The sequence below is a fragment of the Streptomyces sp. CNX435 genome, from assembly GCF_059570575.1.
In genome coordinates, this window is record NZ_JCANTA010000035.1 from 1 (window position 1) to 20005 (window position 20005).

Annotated in this window: 14 protein-coding genes and 2 tRNA genes; 5 read left to right on the forward strand and 11 right to left on the reverse strand. The window is 73.9% G+C overall.

Going from position 1 to position 20005, the window contains the following annotated elements; translation table 11 throughout:
- Window positions 1–513: class I adenylate-forming enzyme family protein (locus T328_RS33690; protein ID WP_496500058.1), on the forward strand; the 513-nt coding region annotated here is incomplete at its 5' end.
- 141 nt (window positions 514–654) lie between these two features.
- Here the strand turns inward: T328_RS33690 and T328_RS33695 are convergent.
- The 7 genes from T328_RS33695 to T328_RS33725 all read right to left on the reverse strand — a co-directional run bounded on the left by T328_RS33695 (window position 655) and on the right by T328_RS33725 (window position 8182).
- Window positions 655–978 (reverse strand): hypothetical protein, encoded by a 324-nt coding sequence (locus T328_RS33695; protein WP_496500059.1) that lies wholly within the window; start codon window positions 976–978, stop codon window positions 655–657.
- Between the two features lie 225 nt (window positions 979–1203).
- Window positions 1204–1872 carry a response regulator gene (locus tag T328_RS33700; RefSeq protein WP_496500060.1) on the reverse strand — a complete coding sequence of 223 codons (669 nt, stop codon included), beginning with the start codon at window positions 1870–1872 and terminating at the stop codon, window positions 1204–1206.
- Entirely contained in the window at window positions 1869–2999 is a 1131-nt protein-coding gene (locus T328_RS33705) for a sensor histidine kinase (protein ID WP_496500061.1), read from the reverse strand. The genes T328_RS33700 and T328_RS33705 overlap by 4 nt, the downstream gene beginning before the upstream one ends.
- A 200-nt stretch (window positions 3000–3199) precedes the next feature.
- A complete protein-coding gene (locus T328_RS33710) occupies window positions 3200–4345 on the reverse strand; it encodes an XdhC family protein (protein ID WP_496500062.1) in 1146 nt (381 codons plus the stop codon).
- A gap of 23 nt (window positions 4346–4368) precedes the next feature.
- Window positions 4369–6597, reverse strand: a complete 2229-nt coding sequence (locus T328_RS33715) for a xanthine dehydrogenase family protein molybdopterin-binding subunit (RefSeq protein WP_496500092.1) — start codon at window positions 6595–6597, stop codon at window positions 4369–4371.
- Window positions 6598–6599: 2 nt separating this feature from the next.
- Window positions 6600–7571 carry an FAD binding domain-containing protein gene (locus T328_RS33720; protein WP_496500063.1) on the reverse strand — a complete coding sequence of 324 codons (972 nt, stop codon included), beginning with the start codon at window positions 7569–7571 and terminating at the stop codon, window positions 6600–6602.
- Window positions 7571–8182, reverse strand: a complete 612-nt coding sequence (locus tag T328_RS33725; RefSeq protein ID WP_496500064.1) for a (2Fe-2S)-binding protein — start codon at window positions 8180–8182, stop codon at window positions 7571–7573. The genes T328_RS33720 and T328_RS33725 overlap by 1 nt, the downstream gene beginning before the upstream one ends.
- A gap of 2150 nt (window positions 8183–10332) precedes the next feature.
- Here T328_RS33725 and T328_RS33730 point away from each other — a divergent pair.
- On the forward strand, window positions 10333–10494 hold the full coding sequence (locus T328_RS33730) for a response regulator transcription factor (protein WP_496500093.1): 162 nt from the start codon (window positions 10333–10335) through the stop codon (window positions 10492–10494).
- Between the two features lie 86 nt (window positions 10495–10580).
- A complete protein-coding gene (locus T328_RS33735) occupies window positions 10581–10919 on the forward strand; it encodes a hypothetical protein (RefSeq protein WP_496500065.1) in 339 nt (112 codons plus the stop codon).
- A gap of 72 nt (window positions 10920–10991) precedes the next feature.
- Here T328_RS33735 and T328_RS33740 read toward each other — a convergent pair.
- Window positions 10992–11065, reverse strand: a tRNA-Ile gene (locus T328_RS33740).
- Window positions 11066–11322: 257 nt separating this feature from the next.
- A tRNA-Asn gene (locus T328_RS33745) sits at window positions 11323–11395 on the reverse strand.
- 180 nt (window positions 11396–11575) lie between these two features.
- Between T328_RS33745 and T328_RS33750 the strand changes: the two genes are divergently transcribed.
- Window positions 11576–11911: a YtxH domain-containing protein gene (locus tag T328_RS33750; RefSeq protein ID WP_496500066.1), complete on the forward strand. Its 336-nt coding sequence runs from the start codon at window positions 11576–11578 to the stop codon at window positions 11909–11911.
- Between the two features lie 129 nt (window positions 11912–12040).
- On the forward strand, window positions 12041–13639 hold the full coding sequence (locus T328_RS33755; RefSeq protein WP_496500067.1) for an FGGY family carbohydrate kinase: 1599 nt from the start codon (window positions 12041–12043) through the stop codon (window positions 13637–13639).
- A 160-nt stretch (window positions 13640–13799) separates the two neighbouring features.
- On the opposite strand, the gene T328_RS33760 is transcribed toward T328_RS33755, so the two are convergent.
- Both T328_RS33760 and T328_RS33765 read right to left on the reverse strand, forming a co-directional pair.
- The gene (locus T328_RS33760) at window positions 13800–15878 is read right to left on the reverse strand and encodes a metallophosphoesterase family protein (protein ID WP_496500068.1); all 2079 of its coding nucleotides are present in this window, start codon (window positions 15876–15878) and stop codon (window positions 13800–13802) included.
- On the reverse strand, window positions 15875–20005 hold the full coding sequence (locus T328_RS33765) for an FtsK/SpoIIIE domain-containing protein (RefSeq protein WP_496500069.1): 4131 nt from the start codon (window positions 20003–20005) through the stop codon (window positions 15875–15877). The genes T328_RS33760 and T328_RS33765 overlap by 4 nt, the downstream gene beginning before the upstream one ends.

Here is a 20005-nt window from a genome sequence, read left to right on the forward strand (position 1 = left end):
GGCAGCGCGAAGGTGCGGGTGGTGTCGCAGAACGGGGCGGCGGTCTCGGAGTCGAATCCGGGGTTCATCGAGGTTCGCTGGGACGGTATCGCCAAGACCTACCACGGTGAGCAGGACCGTTACGACGAGAACGTCAACGGCGGCTGGTGGCGCACCGGGGATGTCGGCTACCGCACCCGTGCGGGCTGTCTGCACATGCTCGACCGGGAGATCGACACCATCCCCGGTATCGGCTCCAGCCTGGAGATCGAGGACACCGTCCTGGACCGGCTCGACGAACTCGTCGAACTCGTCGTCGTCCAGGGCCCCGACGCCGAGCCCGTCCCCGTCGTCTGCACCCGCGACGACAAGCCCCTGACCCCCGTCCGCTGGCAGCAGGCCACCGCCGACTACCCCCAGCTCGGCGCCCCCGTCCACCTCCCCCTCGCCGAACTCCCGCGCACCGCCACCCTCAAGACCCGCCGCGTGGAACTCTCCCGCCTCCTCCACGACCGCCTCGCAGACCGGCCCTGACCCATGCGCCCTCCGCGGACCGGGGCGCGCGGCGGTGTACGTCAGCCCGCCGCGACGGCGTCGGCCAGCAGCCGCTCGGCCTTGCGGACCAGCCCGGGGCGGGCGGCGGCGACGTCGGTCCGCTCGCCGGGGTCGGCGCGGCTAGGCGCCGGGTCCGTCCGGCGGCAGGGTCCACTCGGGGCCGCCCCGTGGCGGCGGCGGGCGGAGCTGCCAGGCGGCGGCGTCCGCGTTCGGCTCCCAGTACGGCACGTCCTCCGCGTAGCAGAGGCCGTAGGCCCAGTATTCGGGCAGCTCGTGGCACATGAGGTCGGGGTACGGCCCGATCTCCAGGCCGCCGTACGCGCCGTTGATCCGGGCCACGGCCTCGGCCCGGGAGAGGCCGATGCGCCGCACCATGACATCGGCGATGTCCCGGAAGAACCCCAGCATTCCGTCGTCGAGGCGCGTGGTGAATTCTTCCGTCATGATCCCGTCCGCGGTCGGTCGCCGGCCCCTCGGCGGCGGGCCCGGCGGGGATAGAGAGCGCTGTCTCGCGGTGGTCTCTCTCTCCCACACACAACCAGAAGCCGGCGAAACAGGGAGGCGGGAACGGCGACAAGGCCCGATGTTCCTGGAGACCTCGGCGCGGCGCAGGCGGCCGTCGGCTCCGGGCTCGCGAGAGTTCCCGTACGGGCCGGAAGCCGATCGGCGTTACAGGTGGTGTCTGAGGCGGGACCAGGTGAGGACGACCTGGACGCGGTCGGGGACGCCGAGCTTGGCCAGGATGCTCGACACGTGCACTTTCACCGTGTAGCGGCTGATCGTGAGCCGGTCGGCGATGTCGTCGTTGGACAGCCCGGTTGCGACCAGGTCGCAGATCTCGCGCTCCCGGTTGGTGAGGCTGCGAAGCGACTGCAGGAGTGTCAGGTCCTGGGCTGTGGGGAGTTCGGAGCGGAACACCTCGATCATCCGGGTCGTGGCCTCGGGGGCGAGCACCGCCTGGCCCGAGGCGACGATGCGGATGCCGTCTCGCAGCCGTTCGCTGGGTGCGTCCTTGAGCAGGAACCCGCTCGCGCCCGCTTGCAGCGCGGCGTAGACATAGCTGTCCAGGTCGTAGGTCGTGAGGATCAGCACCCGGGTGCGCTGCTCGGGAGCCGCGCGGCCGACGATCCGCCGGGTGGCCTCGATCCCGTCCATGACGGGCATCCGGATGTCCATCAGCACAACGTGGGGGCGGTGCATCTCCACGGCGGACACGGCCTGTTGCCCGTTGGCCGCCACCGCGACCACCTCCAGGTCGGGGGCGGCGTTGACGAGCTTCACCAGCGCTTCGCGGAGCAGCTGTTCGTCGTCGCACACCGCCACCCGGACCCGGCTCACGACACGCTCCGCACCGGCAGGAACACCCGCAGCGCGAACCCGCCGGCCGGGCGGGGGCCGGCCTCGAACGACCCACCCACGATCTCGACCCGCTCGCGCATGCCGGCCAGTCCCATGCCCCCGGAGCCCTGGGCGGCCACCGCCGCCGGCCCGGTCCCCGCCGTGTTGGCGACCCGTACGGCAAGTCCTTCCGGCGAGTAGGTCAACGACACCTCCACGTCGACCGGCCCGGCATGCTTGGTCACGTTCGTCAGCGACTCCTGCACCACACGGTAAGCCGCCAACTCGATGCTGGCGGCCAGCACCCGCACGTCGCCGAGCCGCTCCAGCCGGACCCGTGGCCCGCCTTCCGGAAGCGAGGCCACCAGCTCGTCCAGCTGCGCCAGCCGTGGCGGCACGACCAACGGGTCGTGATCGGCACCCGACGGCCCTTTCCGCAACACCCCGAGCAGCCGCCGCAGTTCCGCGAGCGAGTCGCGTCCGGTCTCCGCCACGCGCCGCAGAGTCGCTCGCGCCTCGGCGCTGTCCCCGCTGTCGGCCGCCGCGTCGGCATCCAGCACCATCGCGGTCATGGAGTGGTTGAGAATGTCGTGGAGCTCGCGCGCCAGCAGTGCCCGTTCACGTTCCGCGGCCTGCCGCTCGAACAGCTCGCGTTCCGCCTTCAGGCGCCTTGAGTACGCCTGCAGCTCACGGATCCGCTGACGTTGGCCCGCGCCGAGCCGGCCGATCAGCCAGAAGCCGAGAAAGATCACGGTCACGACGACGAACGCCGCACCGTGGACGACCAGGTTGGCGTCCTTGGTGAGCAGGCCGTGCACCAGGATCAGGACCAGCACGCCGAGCCCGAAGGCGACGCCGAGCCGCTGGTGGCGCGGTGGGCCCCAGGCGCCGAGTCCCGATACGGCCACGACGACCCCGACGAAGACCGGCTGGCCGGTGACCGCGAGCACCAGCTCGATGCCGGTCACCCCGACCAGAACGGCGAGCGGGAATCGCCGGTACCAGACAAGGGCGAGCGACTGCGCGAAGGCAAGGGCGAACAGCTGCCAGCGCGCCTCAGGACCGCCTGCGACCGTGACCACCCAGGCGACCAGGCACGGAAGCAGGACGAGAAGACCATCGCTCATCCACTCCAGGCGGGGGCGACCTTCGGGCGGTTGGTCCGCCGGCCGCGGTGCCCGCCGCCCGGGCCTTCCGCGGTGCACTCGAATCGCCACATCCCCCTCCCCCGGCAGCGCGATCACGCCGAGGTCCCCACAGGGTGCGGCGTGCCAGGAGTCTAGGCAACCCACGCACAGGTCCCGGCCGTGTCCCGTGTTCGGCCTGTTCACGGCTCTGGGCGTGCGGCAGACGCGTGGGGCAGATCGTGGTGGATCGGGTGGCGGCCGCCGGTGAGGGGGTGGCCGTGGCCGCCGTAGCGGGTGGCGACGATCTCGGCGGCGATGGACAACGCCGTCTCCTCCGGGGTGCGGCCGCCGAGGTCGAGGCCGATCGGAGAGCGGAGGCGGGCGAGTTCGGCCGGGGTGAGGCCCGTGGTGCGCAGGCGGGCGAGGCGGTCCTCGTGGGTGCGGCGCGAGCCCATGGCGCCGACGTAGGCGACCGGCAGCCGCAGCGCCCGCCGCAGCAGGGGGACGTCGAACTTGGCGTCGTGCGTCAGCACGCACAGCGCCGTACGGCTGTCCGTCGGCGTGGCGGCGAGGTAGCGGTGCGGCCAGTCGACGACGAGTTCGTCGGCCTCCGGGAAGCGCGCCCGGGTGGCGAAGACGGGCCGGGCGTCGCAGACCGTGACGCGGTATCCGAGGAACGTGCCGAGGCGCACCAACGCGGCGGTGAAGTCGACCGCGCCGAAGACGATCATGCGGGGTGGCGGGGCGGAGGACTCCACGAGGACGGTCAGCGGCTCGCCGCAGCGCGCCCGTTCGGCGCCGATCTCCACGGTGCCGGTCACGCCGCTGTCGAGCAGGGCCCGTGCCTCGGCGGCGGCCCTGGCGTCGAGCGCGGCGCCGCGCCCGTAGGTGCCCTCGTACGTGCCGTCGGGGCGTACGAACTGAGGCCGGCCCAGCAGCTGGGCCGGCCCTCCGGCGATTCGGGCCAGGGCCGCCCGCTCGCCACGGGCGGCGGCGCTCAGTGCGGCGGCGTACACCGCGCGCTCCGCGGCGTTCGCGCGGATCGGGGTGATGAGAACGTCGATGACCCCGCCGCAGGTCAGCCCGGTGGCGAAGGCGTCCTCTGGGGAATGGGCGAAGCGCTCGCGATGGGCGACACCGGTCTGCAGGGTCTGCCGGCACAGCTCGTAGACGGCGCCCTCCACACAGCCGCCGGAGACGCTGCCGATCGCGGTGCCGGCGCCGTCCACGGCGAGCGCGGCGCCGGGTGCACGGGGCGTGCTGCCGTCGGCACCGGTGACGGTGGCGACCGCGAAGTCGCGGCCTTCCCCGGCCCAGGGCAGCAGTTCGGTGGCGAGGTCCAGCATGGGGTGCTCGGGGTCTCTTTCCGTCAGTCGGCGAGCTTGTCGGGCGTGAGGGGCAGGTCGCGGATGCGCTTGCCGGTGGCGTTGAAGACGGCGTTGGCAACGGCGGCGGCGGAGCCGATGGTGCCGAGTTCGCCGAGTCCGCGGGCTCCCACGGGAGAGAAGTCGGTGTCCGGGTAGTCGAGGAAGTGCACGTCGATGTCGGGCACGTCGGCGTTGACCGGCATCAGGTAGTCGGCGAGGTTGGCGTTGGCGATCCGGCCGGTGTCTCCCTCGACGTGTGCCGACTCGGCCAGCGCCGGGCCGATGCCGTAGACGACACCGCCGACGATCTGATTGCGTGCGGTCTTCTCGTTCACGATCGCACCCGCGTCCACGGCGGTCGTCATCCGGGACATCCGTACCTCGCCGGTGAGGCGATGCACCCGGACCTCGCAGAAATGCGCGGCATAGGAGGCGAACGCGTACGGCGACTTCTCGGGCGGGCCACTGGTCGTGCTGGCACCGACCTTCTTGGCCCGGGTCGCCGTGAGCAGCTCGCCCCAGCCGATCGTCTTCCCGCCGCCGGTGAGGTTGCCGTTCCGGTAGCGCACGTCCTTCATGCCGCGCAGCGGCGAACGCCGGTGGGTGACCGCGTGGTGGATCAGCGCGTCGACGGCGTCGTGGGCCGCGTCGCGCACCACGGGTGTGACGGTCGCCGTCGCTGCGGAGCCCTGCGCGCCGTAGATCGCACCCTCGCCGACGGGCAGCCGGGAGTCGCCGATCGCGGGCCTGATCCGGCTGAGCGGAACACCCAGTGTGTCGGCGCCCATCATGGCCAGGACCGTCCACATGCCGGTGCCGAGGTCGGCCGTGGCGGTGGCCACGCCGGCCGTGCCGTCTGCCCGGAACACCACGCGCACCGTCGTGGCGGCCCGCGAGGCCCCGAGTGCCGCGCCGGCCATGCCCATCCCGACGAGCCAGTCGCCGTCGGCGACCGCGCGCGGCGTCGCCTGCCGGCCGGCCCACCCGAAGCGCTCCGCCCCGGCCTGGTAGCACTCGTCGAGGTGCTTGCTCGAATACGGCAACCGCCCTTCGGGGTCGGACGCCAGTGAGGTGGTGAGGTAGTTCTTCATCCGCAGCTCGATCGGGTCCATGCCGAGCTCGATGGCCAGCTCGTCCATGGCGCACTCGACGGCGAAGGACCCCACCTCCTCGCCGGGCGCGCGCAGGATGGTGGTGGTCGGGAGGTTCATTCCGGCCGCGACCCGCATGCTGACGTGGAGGTTGGGGGTGGCGTAGCTCTTCAGCGTCGTGCGGGTGCCGGGGTCCTCGCCGATCGCCTGGGTGACCGACAGGTGTTTGATCGCGTTGAGCGTGCCGTCCCGGTGCGACCCGAGTGTGACCGTCTGGTGCGCGGCGGACCGGTGTCCCGTTGCGGTGTAGAGCTGCTCACGGGTGGTCGCGACCTTGACCGGCCGGCGAAGCCGCCGCGCCGCCGCGGCGGCCAGGTACGTCGGCGCCCAGGTGAAGGCCTTGCTGCCGAATCCACCGCCCACGTGCGGGCTGATCACGTGGACCTGCGCCGGTTCGACGGCGCACGCCGCGGCCAGTTCGGCGGCGTGCGCGGCGGGGGCCTGTGTGGCGCTGTGGATCGTGAGCTTATCGCCGTCCCACCTCGCCACCGCCGCATGCGGTTCCATGGGATTGTGGTGCCGCGGTGGATGGTTGTACGTGGCGGAAACCGTGACCGGACTCGCGTCGAGCGCATCGGCGATCGTGGCGACGCCGTCGGCGAGGATGTCGATCGGCCGGCCGAGCGGCAACGGGATCGGCGTCGGCGTGACGGCGTCGGCGATGTTGTCCTGAAACGAGGCGTTGACGGGGCGTTCGCCGTATTCGACCGTGATCAGCGCGGCGGCGTCGCGGGCCTGCTCGAACGTCCTGGCTACCACGAGCCCGATGATCTGCCCGTGGTAGTGCACCTCGTGGTCGCTCAGGGGTCGCCGCGTCTCGCTGAAATAGAGCGCCACGCCTGGCGGCTCACCGTGCAGCGGAAGTCGGTCGTCGGGTGTGTAGACCGCGAGCACACCGCGGGAGTCGCGCGCCGCACGCACGTCCATCGACCGGATGGTGCCGTTGCCGACGGTGGCCAGGACGAGGTATCCGTGCACGAGTCCCGCGGGGTTGTGGTCTGCGGCGTACTTCGCCGTGCCGGTGACCTTGCCGGGTGCGTCGATGCGGTTGGCGGAGGTCGCGAGCGGGGTGTTGGTCATGGTCAACCTGCCAGCTTCAGCAGTGCACGGACGATGGTGTGGCGCAGCAGCCGGGGTTTGAAGCCGTTGTACGGCAGGAGCCTGGCGCCGTCGGCGGCGTGCGCGGCGGCGGCGCGAATCGTGTCCTCACGCAACGGCCCGCCCTTGAGGGCGTTCTCGACGGCGGGCAGCCGCCAGGGTTTGGTGCCGACGCCGCCGGCGGCGATCCGCACGTCGGCGACGGCGGTGCCGCGCACGTCGGCGATTGCCGCGACGGAGGTGAGGGCGAACTCGTAGGACTGCCGATCGCGGACCTTCACGTAGACCGAGCGGCGGGCCCGGTCGAGAGGCGGCACGACGATTCCGGTGACGAGTTCGCCGGGCCGCAGCTGATTCTCCCGGTGCGGGGTGGCCGCCGGCAGCAGGTAGAAGTCGGCGAGCCGCAGGAGTCGCTCGCCGGCCCGGCCCTGGAGCAGGACCATGGCGTCGAGCGCGACCAGCGCGACGGCGAGATCGCTGGGGTGGGCGGCCACGCAGGACTCGCTGGTGCCCAGGATCGCGTGCATCCGGTTGTACCCCTCGATGGCCGCGCAACCGGTGCCGGGTTCACGCTTGTTGCAGGGCGTGGCCGAGTCGCGGAAGTATCCGCACCGGGTGCGTTGCAGCACGTTGCCGCCGATGCTGGCCATGTTCCGCAGCTGCGGCGACGCACTCTGCAAGAGGGCCTGGGAGATGACCGGGTAGTGGGCGACGACCAGGTGGTGGTGTGCGACCTCGCTCATCCGCGCCAGCGCGCCCAGGTGCAGGCCGGCCCTGTCGAGGCGGATGTCCCGCAGCGGCAGCCGGTCGATGTCCAGCACCCGCTTCGGGGCCATGACCTCCAGCTTCATCAAGTCGACCAGTGTGGTACCGCCGGCCAGGTAGGCCGAGTCGTCCCCGGCCGCTTCAAGCGTCTCGGAGACCGTGCGCGGAGCGGCGTAGGCGAACGGACGCATCAACGCCCACCACCCTTCTTGACCGCGGCGACGATGTTCGGGTACGCCGCGCACCGGCACAGGTTGCCGGACATGGACTCGCGGATCTCCTCATCCGAGCCGGCACGCCCCTCGCGGACCAGCGCCACCGCCGACATGACCTGCCCCGGCGTGCAGAAGCCGCACTGCAGCGCGTCACAGTCCACAAACGCCTGCTGCATCGGATGCAGCCTCCCTCCGCGCGCCAGCCCCTCCACCGTGGTGACCGGCCGGTCGCGCACGCTGGCCGCCAGCGTCAGACAGGACAGCACCCGCCGGCCGTCGACGTGCACGGTGCACGCGCCGCACTGCCCGCGGTCACAGCCCTTCTTCGTGCCGGTCAGCTCAAGCCGCTCGCGGAGCGTGTCCAGCAGGGTCGCGCGCGGGTCCAGTCGCAGCCGGTGCGAACCCTCGTTCACCCGCAACGTCACATCGATCAGCGCGGCGCCGGACTGCGCCGCCCCGGCGGCACTCGCCTCGTCCGCCGCACCCACGGGCAACGCGCCCACCGCCACCGCCGACAACGCCGCCGACCCGCCCAGAAAACCCCGCCGGGACACGTCAGGCCGATCGGGTTCCGTCGAATGATCCATGCCCCAGACGCTAGGAAGCCCCGGTCCGACGCACATCTGGCCGGCGCACTAACCCGGATAGTTCCGGGGAACTAGCGGTGTGGATCACGGGCGTGGCCGACCGGGCCGGGTCCTGGTCACGGCGACGACCTCCGGTGCGGCGCGGACCGTCCCGGGAACACGGCCCGAGGGCGGCGCACACCCGGCCCCCGCCCGGAGCGGTGCGCGCGGGCGGGGGCCGGTCCGCGGGGAGGCGGAGCCCGCCGTGACCGGCCTCGCCGAGGCGGAGTTGCTGGCCGGGCTGCGTGCCGCGGTGGAGGCGAACGTGTTGGTGGCGCTGGACGCGCCGGATCGTGACGGCTACCGCTTCCGGCACGCGCTGCTGGCCGAGGCGGTGCTGGACGACCTGCTGCCGGGCGAGCGCCGCCGGCTCAGCCGCCGGTACGCGGAGGTGATCGAGGCCAGTCCCGGGCTCGTCCGGCCGGAGGAGCGGGCGGTGCGGCTGGCCGGCTACTGGTACCGGGCGCAGGTGCCCGACCGCGCCCTGCCCGCGGTGCTGGAGGCGATCGCCGAACTGCGCGAGCGCCGCGCCTACGCCGAGCAGCTGGAGCTGCTGGTACGGGCGATGGAGCTGTGGGACGCCGTGCCCGAGGAGCGGCGGCGCGACCTCCCCCGGCCCATCCGACTGGCGCAGCTGCCACCGCCCGGCGCCGACCCCGGCGCCGGAACCGGCGGGCTCGACGTCCTCGACCTGCTGGCGGAGGCGGCGCGGGCGGCGTCCATCGACGGCCGGGGCGGGCGCGGCCTGGAACTGGTCCGCCAGGCCCAGCGGCTGATCGACGAGCGCACCGACCCACTGCGGGCGGCGTGGTTCTGGATGGAGGGTGCCATGCTGACGGCCCAGCACGGCGGCGGAGACGGCTGGGCAGAGCTGGCCCGCGCCTTCGACCTGGTGCGCGACACCCCGCCGTCGGCCATCCACGCCGAGGTGCTCGACCACGTCGCCGGCTGGGAACAGCTGCACGAAGCCGATGACAACTCCCTCGCCCTGGGCGAGCGGGCGGTGGAGTACGCGCGGATCGCCGGCAACGCGGAGGTGGAGCTGAGCGCGCGGATCACCCTGTCCAACCTGCTGTCGCACGCGGGCGACGCGGACGCCGCCGTCGCCGCCCTGTACAAGGTGCGGGAGCTGGCCCGGCAGGTGGCCTTACCCCGGGCGCTGCAGCGGGCGAACGTCAACCTGACGGACGCGCTGCAGAGGGCCGGCCGGTCCGCGGAGGCGGTCGAGACGGGCCTCGCCGCCATCGAGGAGCTACGCGGCCATGGACTGCTCGACGCCGCGGCCTTCACCGCCGGCAACGTCGCGGACTCCCTGATCTGGCTCGGGGACTGGGAGCGGGCCGAAGCCCTGCTGGCCACCTGGCGCGAGCACGCCCAGGGCTCCCGGGCGCGGGCCGCCATGCAGCTGCGGCCGGCCGAGATCGCGGTGGCGCGCGGCGCGTACGATGCCGCCGCGGCCCGGGTGGCGGCGGCCCGGCAGCAGGTGAGCACGCTCAAGGAGCCGCAGTTCGACCTCCCCATCGCCGTCGTGGAGCTGCGCTGCGCGGCGGGCCGCGGCCACTACGCCGAGGCGCTGGACCTGCTGCAAGCCGCCCTGGAACTGCTGCCCGTCCCCGGCCAGGACTCGTACGTCATCCAATTGCTCATCGCCGGCGCGCAACTGACCGGCGACGCCGCGGGGCTACCCGGCGTCGAGGCCGGGCGGCTGCGCGGGCTCGTGGACCGGCTCGCCGCCGCGGCCGAGGGCCTCGAACCCGGCTGGTCCGCCCTGCCGGCGTGGCTCGCAGCCGAACTCGGCCGCGCACGCGGCGACGACACCCCGGCGGCGTGGGCGACGGCCGCCGCCGCCTTCGAGCCGTACGGCTTCCCGCACGTCCTGGCACGAATCCGCCGCGGACGGCGCCCGGGAGCAGGCGGCGCGGCTGCTGCGCCAGGCCCACGCGGAGGCGGTACGCCTCGGCGCCGACCCCCTGCGCCAGGACGCCGAACTCCTCGCGACACGCGCACGTATCCCGCTCCCCACCGAGGCCGCCGGCACCGCCCCGGCCGCGCCGCAGGACCCACTCGACGACTTCGGCCTCACGGCTCGCGAGCAGGACGTGCTGCGGCTGGTGGCGCAGGGGCGAAGCAACCGGCAGATCGCGGAGGAACTGTTCATCTCTCCGAAGACGGCCAGCGTGCACGTGTCCCACATGATGGCCAAGCTCGGCGTGGCCAGCCGCGGCGAGGCGGCGGCACTGGCGCACCGAATGCGGTTGTTCCAGGAGACGTAACGTGAGGTCACGCGGGCCCGCAGACACCCGGCAGCGCCGTTCCGGCGGTATCGGCGCCCAGACCCACACGGAGATAGCCTGAGAAAGTGTTCGAGCTCAAGGAACCCCTGGCGGTGGCGGCGATCCGATGGCTGCCTGAATCGCAGGGCGGCCGCATCTCGGGCCCGCCGACCGCACCGGTCTACGCGGCGACGGCCACGTTCTGCAGCGAAAGCGCACAGCCAGACGCGGATCTCCTCAGCATCCTCGTGCAGCGTACCGGGACCCTGTCAGACGGCTCAGACCTCGCCAGGATCGGCTTCCTCGTCCCCGACCTCGCCAGACCACACTTGCACCTCGGGGCTGAACTGCTGATCACCGAAGGACCCAAGGTCGTTGCGCACGCCGTCATCCGCGACCTGCTACAGCCCGAACTTCCGGCCTGAACCCCGCCCGAAGGCCGACGAGGAATCGGCAGGAACCTCTGGCAGAAACGATCCTTCGCAGAGAGTGGAAAGTGGGGCGGGTGGGACTCGAACCCACGGCCGACGGATTATGAGTCCGTTGCTCTAACCGGCTGAGCTACCGCCCCGTACGGCGCGTCACGTACAGATGTACGCGCCGTCTGCCGCAGCATAGCCGCTCATACGATCTGTCGCCCGGAGACCCCGTCGTCAGGGTGGGGCCGGGCCGCTGCGCATGTCCGGAAAGACGCGGGAAGACCGCTTCCGGTTCCGGGGCGGCGGGCTGGGAGGGGCGTGCGGGGCCGTGCGGAGCCGTGCGGAGCCGTGCGGGGCCGTGCGGGGCAAAAAAGGGGCGAAGGCCCCGGTCGGGGCCTTCGCGTATCTGCTCCCCCGACTGGACTCGAACCAGTAACCTGCCGGTTAACAGCCGGCTGCTCTGCCGATTGAGCTACGGAGGACTGCTCCGCACGGAGGCCCTTCCGGCTCCCGGAGGGCGCTCCTGTGCTGCTCGCAATACATTAGCGCATGGCTGGGTCCGCTCCGAAATCGGTATTCACCCCTCCCCCTCCCCGGGTACCCGTACCGGTGACAGCAGGGCAGGACAGGCCAGTCGAGTAGGCCGAGGGAAGGTGGAGACCATGCGGTACCGGATGAGCTTCCTCGCGGGAATCGCGGTCGGGTACGTCCTGGGCAGTCGGGCCGGACGCGAGCGCTACGAGCAGCTGCGGAAGGCGGCGCAGCAGTTCAGCGAGTCCCCGGCGGTGCGCAACGCGGCCGAGGCCGCGGCGCTGACCAGCCGGGACGCCGTGACCAGGGCGGCGAGTTCGATCTCCACGAAGTTCGCGGACGTCGTGCCCGAGAACGTCGCCGCGCGCATGCACTTCCACCACGGGAACGGGCATGGGAACGGGCACGCGAACGGCAGCCGCGGCCGGCGCGAGGAGTCCGACGACTGGGGTACGACGAACACCTGACCCCGGGGCGCCCGCCGGGCGAGCACCGGTTCGACCGGCCCCGGCCCAGATGGGCCGGATCACGTCGGTCCCGCGGCCGAAACCGCGCCGGTGCCCGACCGGCCCCGCCGATAGGGCATCATCTGCGGCATGGGGATAGTCGCCGGTCTGGACAGCTCGCCTGAAGGCACCAACATCGTCGTCTGCGACGCCGACACCGGCGCGGTACTCAAGCAGGGCTACGCCCCGCACCCCGTGCCCGAGTCCGCCGACGAGGCGGCGGCAGCGACGGCGGCGTACGAGGCCGACCCGCAGACGTGGCTCCTCTCGCTCGGCGAGGCCGCCGACGGCGGCGTACTCGAAGGCGTGCAGGCCATCGGCGTCGCGGCCCAGCAGCACGCCGTCATCCCGCTGGACGCCGCGGGCACGCCCGTACGTCCCGCGCTCACCGGCAACGACAAGCGGGCCCAGGGCGCCGCCGCCGACCTCGTCGACCAGTTCGGCGGCCGGGCCGCCTGGGCCGAGGCCGTCGGCGCCGTGCCGGACGCGAAGCTGCCCGTCACCAAGCTGCGCCGCTTCGCCGCCGCCGAGCCCGACCACGCCAAGCGCACCGCCCAGCTGATGACCCCGCACGACTGGCTCGTCTGGCAGCTCCTCGGCAAGCCGCGCCGCCGCACCACCGACCGCGGCTCCGCCTCCACCACCGGCTACTGGTCCGCGCACGCCGGGCCCGCCGGCGAGTGGCGCCGCGACCTCGTCGAGCTGGCCCTCGGCCACGAGGCCGGCCTGCCGGAGGTGCTGGGCCCCGCCGAGGCGGCCGGCCGCACCCCCGAGGGGCTGCTGATCTCCGCCGGCACCGGCGAGACCATGGCCGCCGTCTTCGGCCTCGGCGTGGGCGCCGGCGACGCGGTCGTCACCCTCGGCGCCTCCGGCGCGGTCTACGCCGTCCACGACGCGGCGCTGCCCGACGCCGGCGGCACCATCACCGCCCTCGCCGACGCCACCGGCATGCACCTGCCGGTCGTCCACACCCTCAACGCCGTACGCGCCCTGCGCGGCGCCGCCGAGCTGCTGGGCCTGGCGCCGACCGACCTGGAGCGGCTCTCCGAGCTGGCCCTGACCTCCACGCCCGGCGCCCACGGCCTCGTACTCCTCCCTTATCTCGACGGCGAACGCACCCCGAGCCTCCCCCAGGCCGCCGGCTCCCTGCACGGCCTGCGCCGCGAGAGCATGCGCCCCGAGCACCTGGCGCGGGCCGCGTTCGAGGGCATGCTGTGCGGCCTCGCCGACGCGCTGAATGTCCTGCGCGCCCGCGGCGTCACCGTACGCCGCGTCTTCCTCCTCGGCGCCGCGGCGGGACTCCCGGCGGTCCAGGCCCTGGCCCCGGCCGTCTTCCAGGCGCAGGTGGTGGTCCCGGCGTCCGCCGACTACGCGGCCCTCGGCGCGGCCCGGCAGGCGGCCTGGGCACTGGGCGTCGCGGAGGGCCGGCTGAGCGCGGAGGCGCCGCCGGTGTGGGAGACGGGGCCGCACGAGACGTTCGAGGCGGACGAGGACCTGGCGCTGGGGCAGGCGGTACGGCAGCAGTATGCGGCGGTACGGGAGTCGGTGTACCCGGAGGCGATGGCGCCTGCGGCTGGCGCGGGGTCGCCTGCGGCGGGCGCGGGGGGTGCGGCGTCGGCCGGTGCGGCGGGCGGCGAGCCGGGGCAGGGCCAGGGCCAGAGGGCGGGCCAGGAAGTGGCGCCGGGCTGAGCAGGGTGGGCCTGCGGCGCGCAGGCCGGTAGGCGGTTGCCCTACGGCGGCGAGTCGGCCCGGCCCGCCGTCACGCGGACTCCGCGGCAACCGCGGATGCCTGCCGCGGGGCCGCCGGGCTTCCCTCGCGTACCGCCGCCACCACCGCCGCGGGCTGCGGTCAGGGTGGGGTGGTGCAGAGGGCTGGGAGGGGGGTTTCGTCGGGGGCGCCGGGGTGGAAGGCGACCGGGGCCGCCGGGGTCCAGGCGCCGGCCTCGAAGCGCACCGTTCGCAGGGCGAGCGCGTGCTCGCCGCCCTCGCGGGCGACGAAGACCTCGTTGTAGCCGTTGCGCTCGTCCGACTCGCGGCTCCCCAGCGCCGGGGCGCCCGCGATGCGGGTGGTCCAGGGGCGGGCGGTGCCCAGCAGGCGTTCGGCCGCGGTGAAGCCCAGGTGGGTGTGGCCGTGCAGGACCAGGGAGGTGGCGGCGTCCGCCAGCGTCCACTTCGCCTGGCCCGCGTTGACCACCCCCGAGTACGGGGCGATCTCCACCGCCGGCACCGGCGACAGCGGGTGGTGCAGGGCCGCCAGGGTGACGTAGCCCGGTTCGCGCGTGAGCCGGTCGAGGACGCCGCGGGCGATGACCCCGGGGTCGTGGCGCTCGAAGTCGAGGACGATGCGGCGTACGGCCTCGCCGTCCGCCGCGTCCGCCGCCGCCACATACCGCGCACGGAACCGCTCCAGCCGCTCCCGGTCCCGGTCGTGCGCCGGTTCGCCGCCGGACTCCGCGGTGCCCAGCAGCGCCACGCGCAGCCCCGCGTCCGGGTAGATGACGTAGACCCGGCGGGCGGCGGGGTCGGGCTCGTGCAGGTCGGGGTGCGGGTAGTCGGCGAAGACGGCGGCGAACCAGCGGTGCCGCGCCTGCGGGTCCTCCTCCAGGCACAGCTCCCACGACACGTCGTGGTTGCCGCCCGTCAGCAGCACCCGCGGGTCGTCGCGGCGCAGGTCGGGGTGGTCGGCGAGGTGGTCCTGAAGCGCGCGCAGCCAGCCGAGCGCCGTCTCGCCGTCGGCGTCGACGGGCCGGTTCACGAGGTCGCCGGTGGCGATGATCAGGTGCGGGGCCCGGCCCTGACCGGCGAGCTGGCGTACGTGTTCGAGGTACGCGTCGAGCGGCGAGCCCGCGCCGGCCAGCTCCGCGAGCCGCTGCCCGGCCTGCGAGGTGTCCTTGGCGTCCACGTTCGCGCGCAGCCCGCCGCCGTGGTGGAGGTCGGTGATGTGGTGGATGCGCAGCACGTCGGGCAGGTGGCGTACGAGCACGGGGTCGTCCGCGGGCGGCGTGCGCACGGCCCGTACGGCGACCTCCACGCCCGCGTCCCGCCACCGCCGCGCCCGCAGCGCGGCGCGGTGCTCGGCGGCCAGCCCGTCGTGGAACCACTGCGGCACGTACTGGTGCCGGCCGCACGCCTCCTCGTACGCGGCCGTCGCCAGCCGCGCCGCGTCGGCGCGGAGCGCGGGGTGCTCCTCGGCGGTCTGCAGGACGAGTTCGAGGAGGAACGGCGTCTGCAGCCACGCCGGTTCGGCCGCGCGCAGCAGCTCTACGACGCCGGGCGCCCAACCCGCGGCCCGGCCGGCCATACGCGCGCACTCGTCGGCGCCGAGCCGCGGCGGGTGCAGCACGTCCTTCGGCGCGTCGGCGCCGAGGTGCGGGGCGAGGAGCAGTTGCTCGGCGGGGGTGGCGAAGACGACGGGGATCCCGCCCGCGTCCCGTACCTGCTGCAGCCCGGCGGCGAGGGCCGCGGGGTCGACACCGCCGAGGGCGGGGGGTGCGGAGGCCGTTCCGTGCGTCGTACGGGCCGAACCGCCGCCGAAGCCTCCCGCGCCCGGGCCGCCCGTGCGGGCCACGCCGCCCGCCTCCGCCGCCGCGCCCCGCGCCAGCGCCGGCTCGTCCACCAGCACCACACAGCCCTCCGGCACCCGCGGCGCCTGCTTGCCGCCCGACAGACACCCGAGCCCCCGGCGCCGTACCACCTCGGCCGTCGAGCGCAGGTCCACCCGGCGCGACGGCCGGTCGGCGCCCCGGGCCCGTTCTACGGCGTGCGCCAGCCACGTCTTGCCCGCCCGCCGGGGCAGCTCCACCAGCCACGCGGCGGAGTTGGGCAGCTGGCCCTCGACCAGGGGGCGGGCCCAGCCGGGCACGTGGTCGCCGGGGAACCGGACGTCCAGCTCCCGCTGGTAGGCCCGGCTCGGCCGGAAGAGGCTCATGTGGCTGACTCCTCATCGCTTCGAGGGCCCGCGGCCCGGGGGTGTGACGACTCGTCCCGCAGGCTCACCTGGCTCAGCGCGATCCAGTCGAAGAACGGCCGGTCCGCCAGCCACACGTCCCCCGGCCGCAGCAGCCCCACGTCCCGCAGCTCCATCCGCTGCGCCGGCGCCGGCTCCGGCGGTGGCTCGCCCGGGGTCTGCAGCAGCGCGGCGCGGCCCGCGGGGCCGATCTCCGCCCAGCGGGACTGGAACTGCTCGCCGCGGCCGATCAGCAGCTCCTGCCTGCGCAGCTCTTCGAGCGCCGCCGGGCTGGTGAGCGGGTCGCGGTCGTCCGCCTGCACGGCCCGTACCACCGCGTCGCCCATCACCTGCAGATAGAACGGCCAGGTGCCGACCAGCGACAGGATCCGCGCGCCCGCGCGGCCGGGTTCGATGTCGACGCCGAGGTTGGCGGCCGTGCCGGTGAGGAACGCCAGCGCGTGCGGCTCGCCGAGGGGGCCGAGGATGCGCTTGTCGACGTCGTTGCCGAAGCTGGAGCCGGGGGCGGTGAGAGCGGACCGTACGACGGTGTGCCAGTCCTTCTCGGTGCCGGTGTAGACGAGCCACGCGCCGGCCTGGCCGAGGTCGCGCAGCCAGGAGACGGCCGCGGGGTGGTACTCGGCGAGCCGGCCGACCTCGTCGAGCAGGAACGCCTCCCGGTCGGCGCGCGCCGCGGGCTCGTTCGCCCGGGTGAGGAGGGCTTCGGCGGGGCTCGTCGCGTCGCGTACGGCGGGGTCGAGGAGGACGGCCAGCTCGTCCGGGCTGTCGACGGGACTGGCGCGGTGCGGAACGGTGAGCTTACGCACCCGGCGCGCACCGTCCGCGACGAGGCGCCGCTCCAGCTCGCCGAGCACCCATGTCTTGCCCGCCCGGCGCGGGCCGAGGAGGGCGACGGAGGTGCCGGTGGCGTACCGGTCGCGCAGCCACGCGAGTTCCGCGTCGCGGCCCACGGGGCGGCCGGTGCCGCCGCCGACGTGGAAGCGGTCGGCGGCGAGGTCGAGGGCGTCGACGCGGAACGGGCGCCGGGTGGGCGGCACGTCGGCGTCGCGCTTGCGCGCGGCGGCGCCGATCCGGGCCAGCGCCTCGGCCTGGTCGCGGGCCGTCTCGGCGCCGCCGGGCAGGAGCCCGATCTGCATGACGGTACGGCCCCTGCCCTCGCCGACGTGCAGCGCCCGGCCGGGCGGCATGTGGGCGGGTACGAACCGGGGCCCGAAGCCCGCGTACAGGTAGTCGTCCTCGTCGAGCTGCCGCAGCACCAGCACGTCCGCCGCCGTCGCCCTGATCCGGCCGTGGAGCAGTGTCGGCCCGCCCACGACGACGGGGCAGACCCCGACCCGCGGGCCTTCCCGGCAGAGCCGGATGAAGTCGTCCACGGGCTTGCCGAAGTCGACGTCCTCCATCGCGTCGGCGAAGCCCGCCCAGCCGTCCATGAGCACCAGCAGGTACGGCAGCCGCCGGTGCTCCGCCACCGCCTGCCGCTGGGCGGCGATGTCGGCGAACGCCTCGGCGGCCAGCTCCCCCTGCCGGATCCGCACGGTGGTGGTGAGCCGGTCCAGCAGCCGGGTGAGCCGGTCGCGTTCGTTTCGGGAGACGACGGCGCCGCAGTGTGGCAGTTCGGCGAGGGCCTGCAGCGCGCCGGTGGCGCAGTCGATGCCGTAGAGGTGCACGTCGGCGACGCTGTGCTGGCGGGCGACGGAGCCGGCGACGGTGCGCAGGAGTTGCGAGCGCCCGCTGCGCGGGCCGCCGGCGACGAGCAGCGGCAGCTTGTCGGCGAGGTCGAGCGCGGCGACGGTCTGGAACTGGTCATCAGGAACATCGGCCAGCCCGATGGGTACAGGCAAGAGGTCCCGCCCGCGCTCGGGCAGGTCGGCCGCGGTCAGCGGTGGGTCGAGCTGGATCACATCGGCGAGCGGCGGCGGAAGGATGGCGGCGGGCCGGGGGATGCGGAGGCCGACGGCGGTGGCCTCGATGGTGCCGACCAGCTGGGCGAGGTCCGTCGCCCCGGCGGGCTCCGGCTCCACGCGCAGCGCACCGCTGTCCTCGGGACCGGTGTCGCGCGCGTCGCGTACCCCCACGTCCGACCAGTGCTGCGGGCGGAACACGGGGCGGACGGCGACGCGCGCGGTGCGCAGGCGCACGAGCGTTTCGGCGCCGGTGCGTACGTACGCGGCCCCCGGCTCGGACTTGCCGAGCCAAGCCGCGTCCGGTGCGTCGATCACGTCCATGCTCTCGTTCCGGTCTGCGAGGCGCAGCGCGATGCGGAGGTTGGTGGCGGCCCGGATGTCGGCGGTCACCACGCCGCCGGGGCGCTGGGTGGCGAGCACGAGGTGCAGGCCCAGTGAGCGGCCCCGCCGCGCGATCTCCACCAGGCCGCTGACGAACTCGGGGAACTCCCGGGCCAGCGAGGCGAACTCGTCCACGACGAGGACCATCCGGGGCAGCAGTTCCGGTACGCGCGCGTCCCCGGCCCGGTACAGGTCGGCGTAGGCGCCGATGTCGGGCACCTCGGCCCGCGACAGCCGTTCCTCGCGCCTGCGCAGCTCGGCAGCGAGTCCCGTGAGGGTGCGTTCGACGAGATAGCCGTCGAGTTCGGAGAGCACGTCCACGGTGTGCGGCAGCTTGGCGCACTCGGCGAACGCGCTGCCGCCCTTGTAGTCCACCAGCACAAACGACAGCTCGTCGGGCGAGTGGGAGGCGGCCATGGAGGCGATCCAGGTGCGCAGGAACTCCGTCTTACCGGAGCCGGTCGTACCGGCGACGAGGGCGTGCGGGCCATCGCGTACGAGGTCGATGGCAACGGGAACGCCCCGGGACTCGCCGATCGGGGCGGAAAGCCCGAGGGAAGCGTGCGGCCATCGTCGGCCCTGTGCGTCGATGTCGTACGGCGGGAGGCCGAGCAGGTCGAACAGGCGGGGGCTGTCCGGCTCCGCGTGGGCGGCGGGGTCGCGGAGGGGGGCGAGGATGCGGGCGATGTGGTCGGCCTGTGCGCGGCTGGCCTGGACTGGCAGCCAGTACTCGTGTACGGGCCTTTCCTCCAGCAGCAGCCGGGAGGCGCCCTCGTCGATCTCGGCCACCGTGCGGCACCAGGGGGGCAGAAGACCGTCTTCCTCCAGGCAGATCGAGAACACCCCGTACTCGGGTCCACTCCGGAGCAGTTCCGCGACCCCCGGGGTCTCAACTAAAAGCCTGCGGGCTTCGTCGAGAACGAGCACGGCCGCTGTCGGCTGAGGGCTCCCGGGCGGGGCGGAGCCGCGGTTGAGGAGGTCGTAGATGTGCCGGGCCGACGTCTCGACGTCGTGGGCGATCCGTGGGCCGGAGGAGAAGGTGTGGGGAAGCAGGCGGAGGAAATCCCAGACGCCGCGGTCCCGGCCGGTGGTCAAGACGCGCACGTCAACGTCTGCAGGGCTGTGTGTGGCCAGGATGGAGGCGACGAGCCACGCGGCGGTCTCGTCTGCCTGCTCACCTGCCAAGCCGAGGACCCCGACCCTGGGCAGGTCCAGCCGAACCGGCACCAGCCGACTGGGCTTGGGGGACTCGTCGAGGTCGAAGCCCAGCGTCAGTCGGAGGAACGACACGCTGCCCGGGGCGCGATGCCACAGCTCGGCTTCGTCGAGAAGCAGCGTGCCGGGATGCTGGAACGACCGCCTGTAGCCCGGCCCGGTGAGCTGGCCACGCCACGCACCCGGCAGCAGTCGCCGCCAGCCGCTGCGCTCGGCCCCCGGGGTGTCCGCTTCACCTCCCCGACGGGAGACGAGGAGAATGCCGCCGGCGTGCGGTTCTGCAAAGCCCTTCCGGAGGAGTTCGCCGTGGACGAACTCGGGCGTGACGTGACTCCACATCGGTTCGACGGGCGGTTCGCCGAGCCACAACCGGCTCCCGGGGCGTACCTGCGCCTCCGCGAGCGTGGCGTCGGGCCGCAGCTCGGTGGCGTCGGCGCGGAACAGCCGTGACGGGCCGGGGGCCCGGCCGAACCAGCGCGACAACCGTTCCGCCACCAGCGACACCGCCGTGTCATCCGGCGCCTCCAGCACCACGTCCCGCTCCGCACCGCCCGGCAGGACGACCGTCAGCATCCGCTCCGTGGCCAC

Excerpts from the sequence above, each read along its gene's own strand:
- T328_RS33695 (WP_496500059.1), bottom strand. The coding sequence starts at position 978 with ATGACGGAAGAATTCACCACGCGCCTCGACGACGGAATGCTGGGGTTC.
- T328_RS33705 (WP_496500061.1), bottom strand. The coding sequence starts at position 2,999 with ATGAGCGATGGTCTTCTCGTCCTGCTTCCGTGCCTGGTCGCCTGGGTG.
- T328_RS33710 (WP_496500062.1), bottom strand. The coding sequence starts at position 4,345 with ATGCTGGACCTCGCCACCGAACTGCTGCCCTGGGCCGGGGAAGGCCGC.
- T328_RS33715 (WP_496500092.1), bottom strand. The coding sequence starts at position 6,597 with ATGACCAACACCCCGCTCGCGACCTCCGCCAACCGCATCGACGCACCC.
- T328_RS33720 (WP_496500063.1), bottom strand. The coding sequence starts at position 7,571 with ATGCGTCCGTTCGCCTACGCCGCTCCGCGCACGGTCTCCGAGACGCTT.
- T328_RS33725 (WP_496500064.1), bottom strand. The coding sequence starts at position 8,182 with ATGGATCATTCGACGGAACCCGATCGGCCTGACGTGTCCCGGCGGGGT.
- T328_RS33750 (WP_496500066.1), top strand. The coding sequence starts at position 11,576 with ATGCGGTACCGGATGAGCTTCCTCGCGGGAATCGCGGTCGGGTACGTC.
- T328_RS33755 (WP_496500067.1), top strand. The coding sequence starts at position 12,041 with ATGGGGATAGTCGCCGGTCTGGACAGCTCGCCTGAAGGCACCAACATC.
- T328_RS33760 (WP_496500068.1), bottom strand. The coding sequence starts at position 15,878 with ATGAGCCTCTTCCGGCCGAGCCGGGCCTACCAGCGGGAGCTGGACGTC.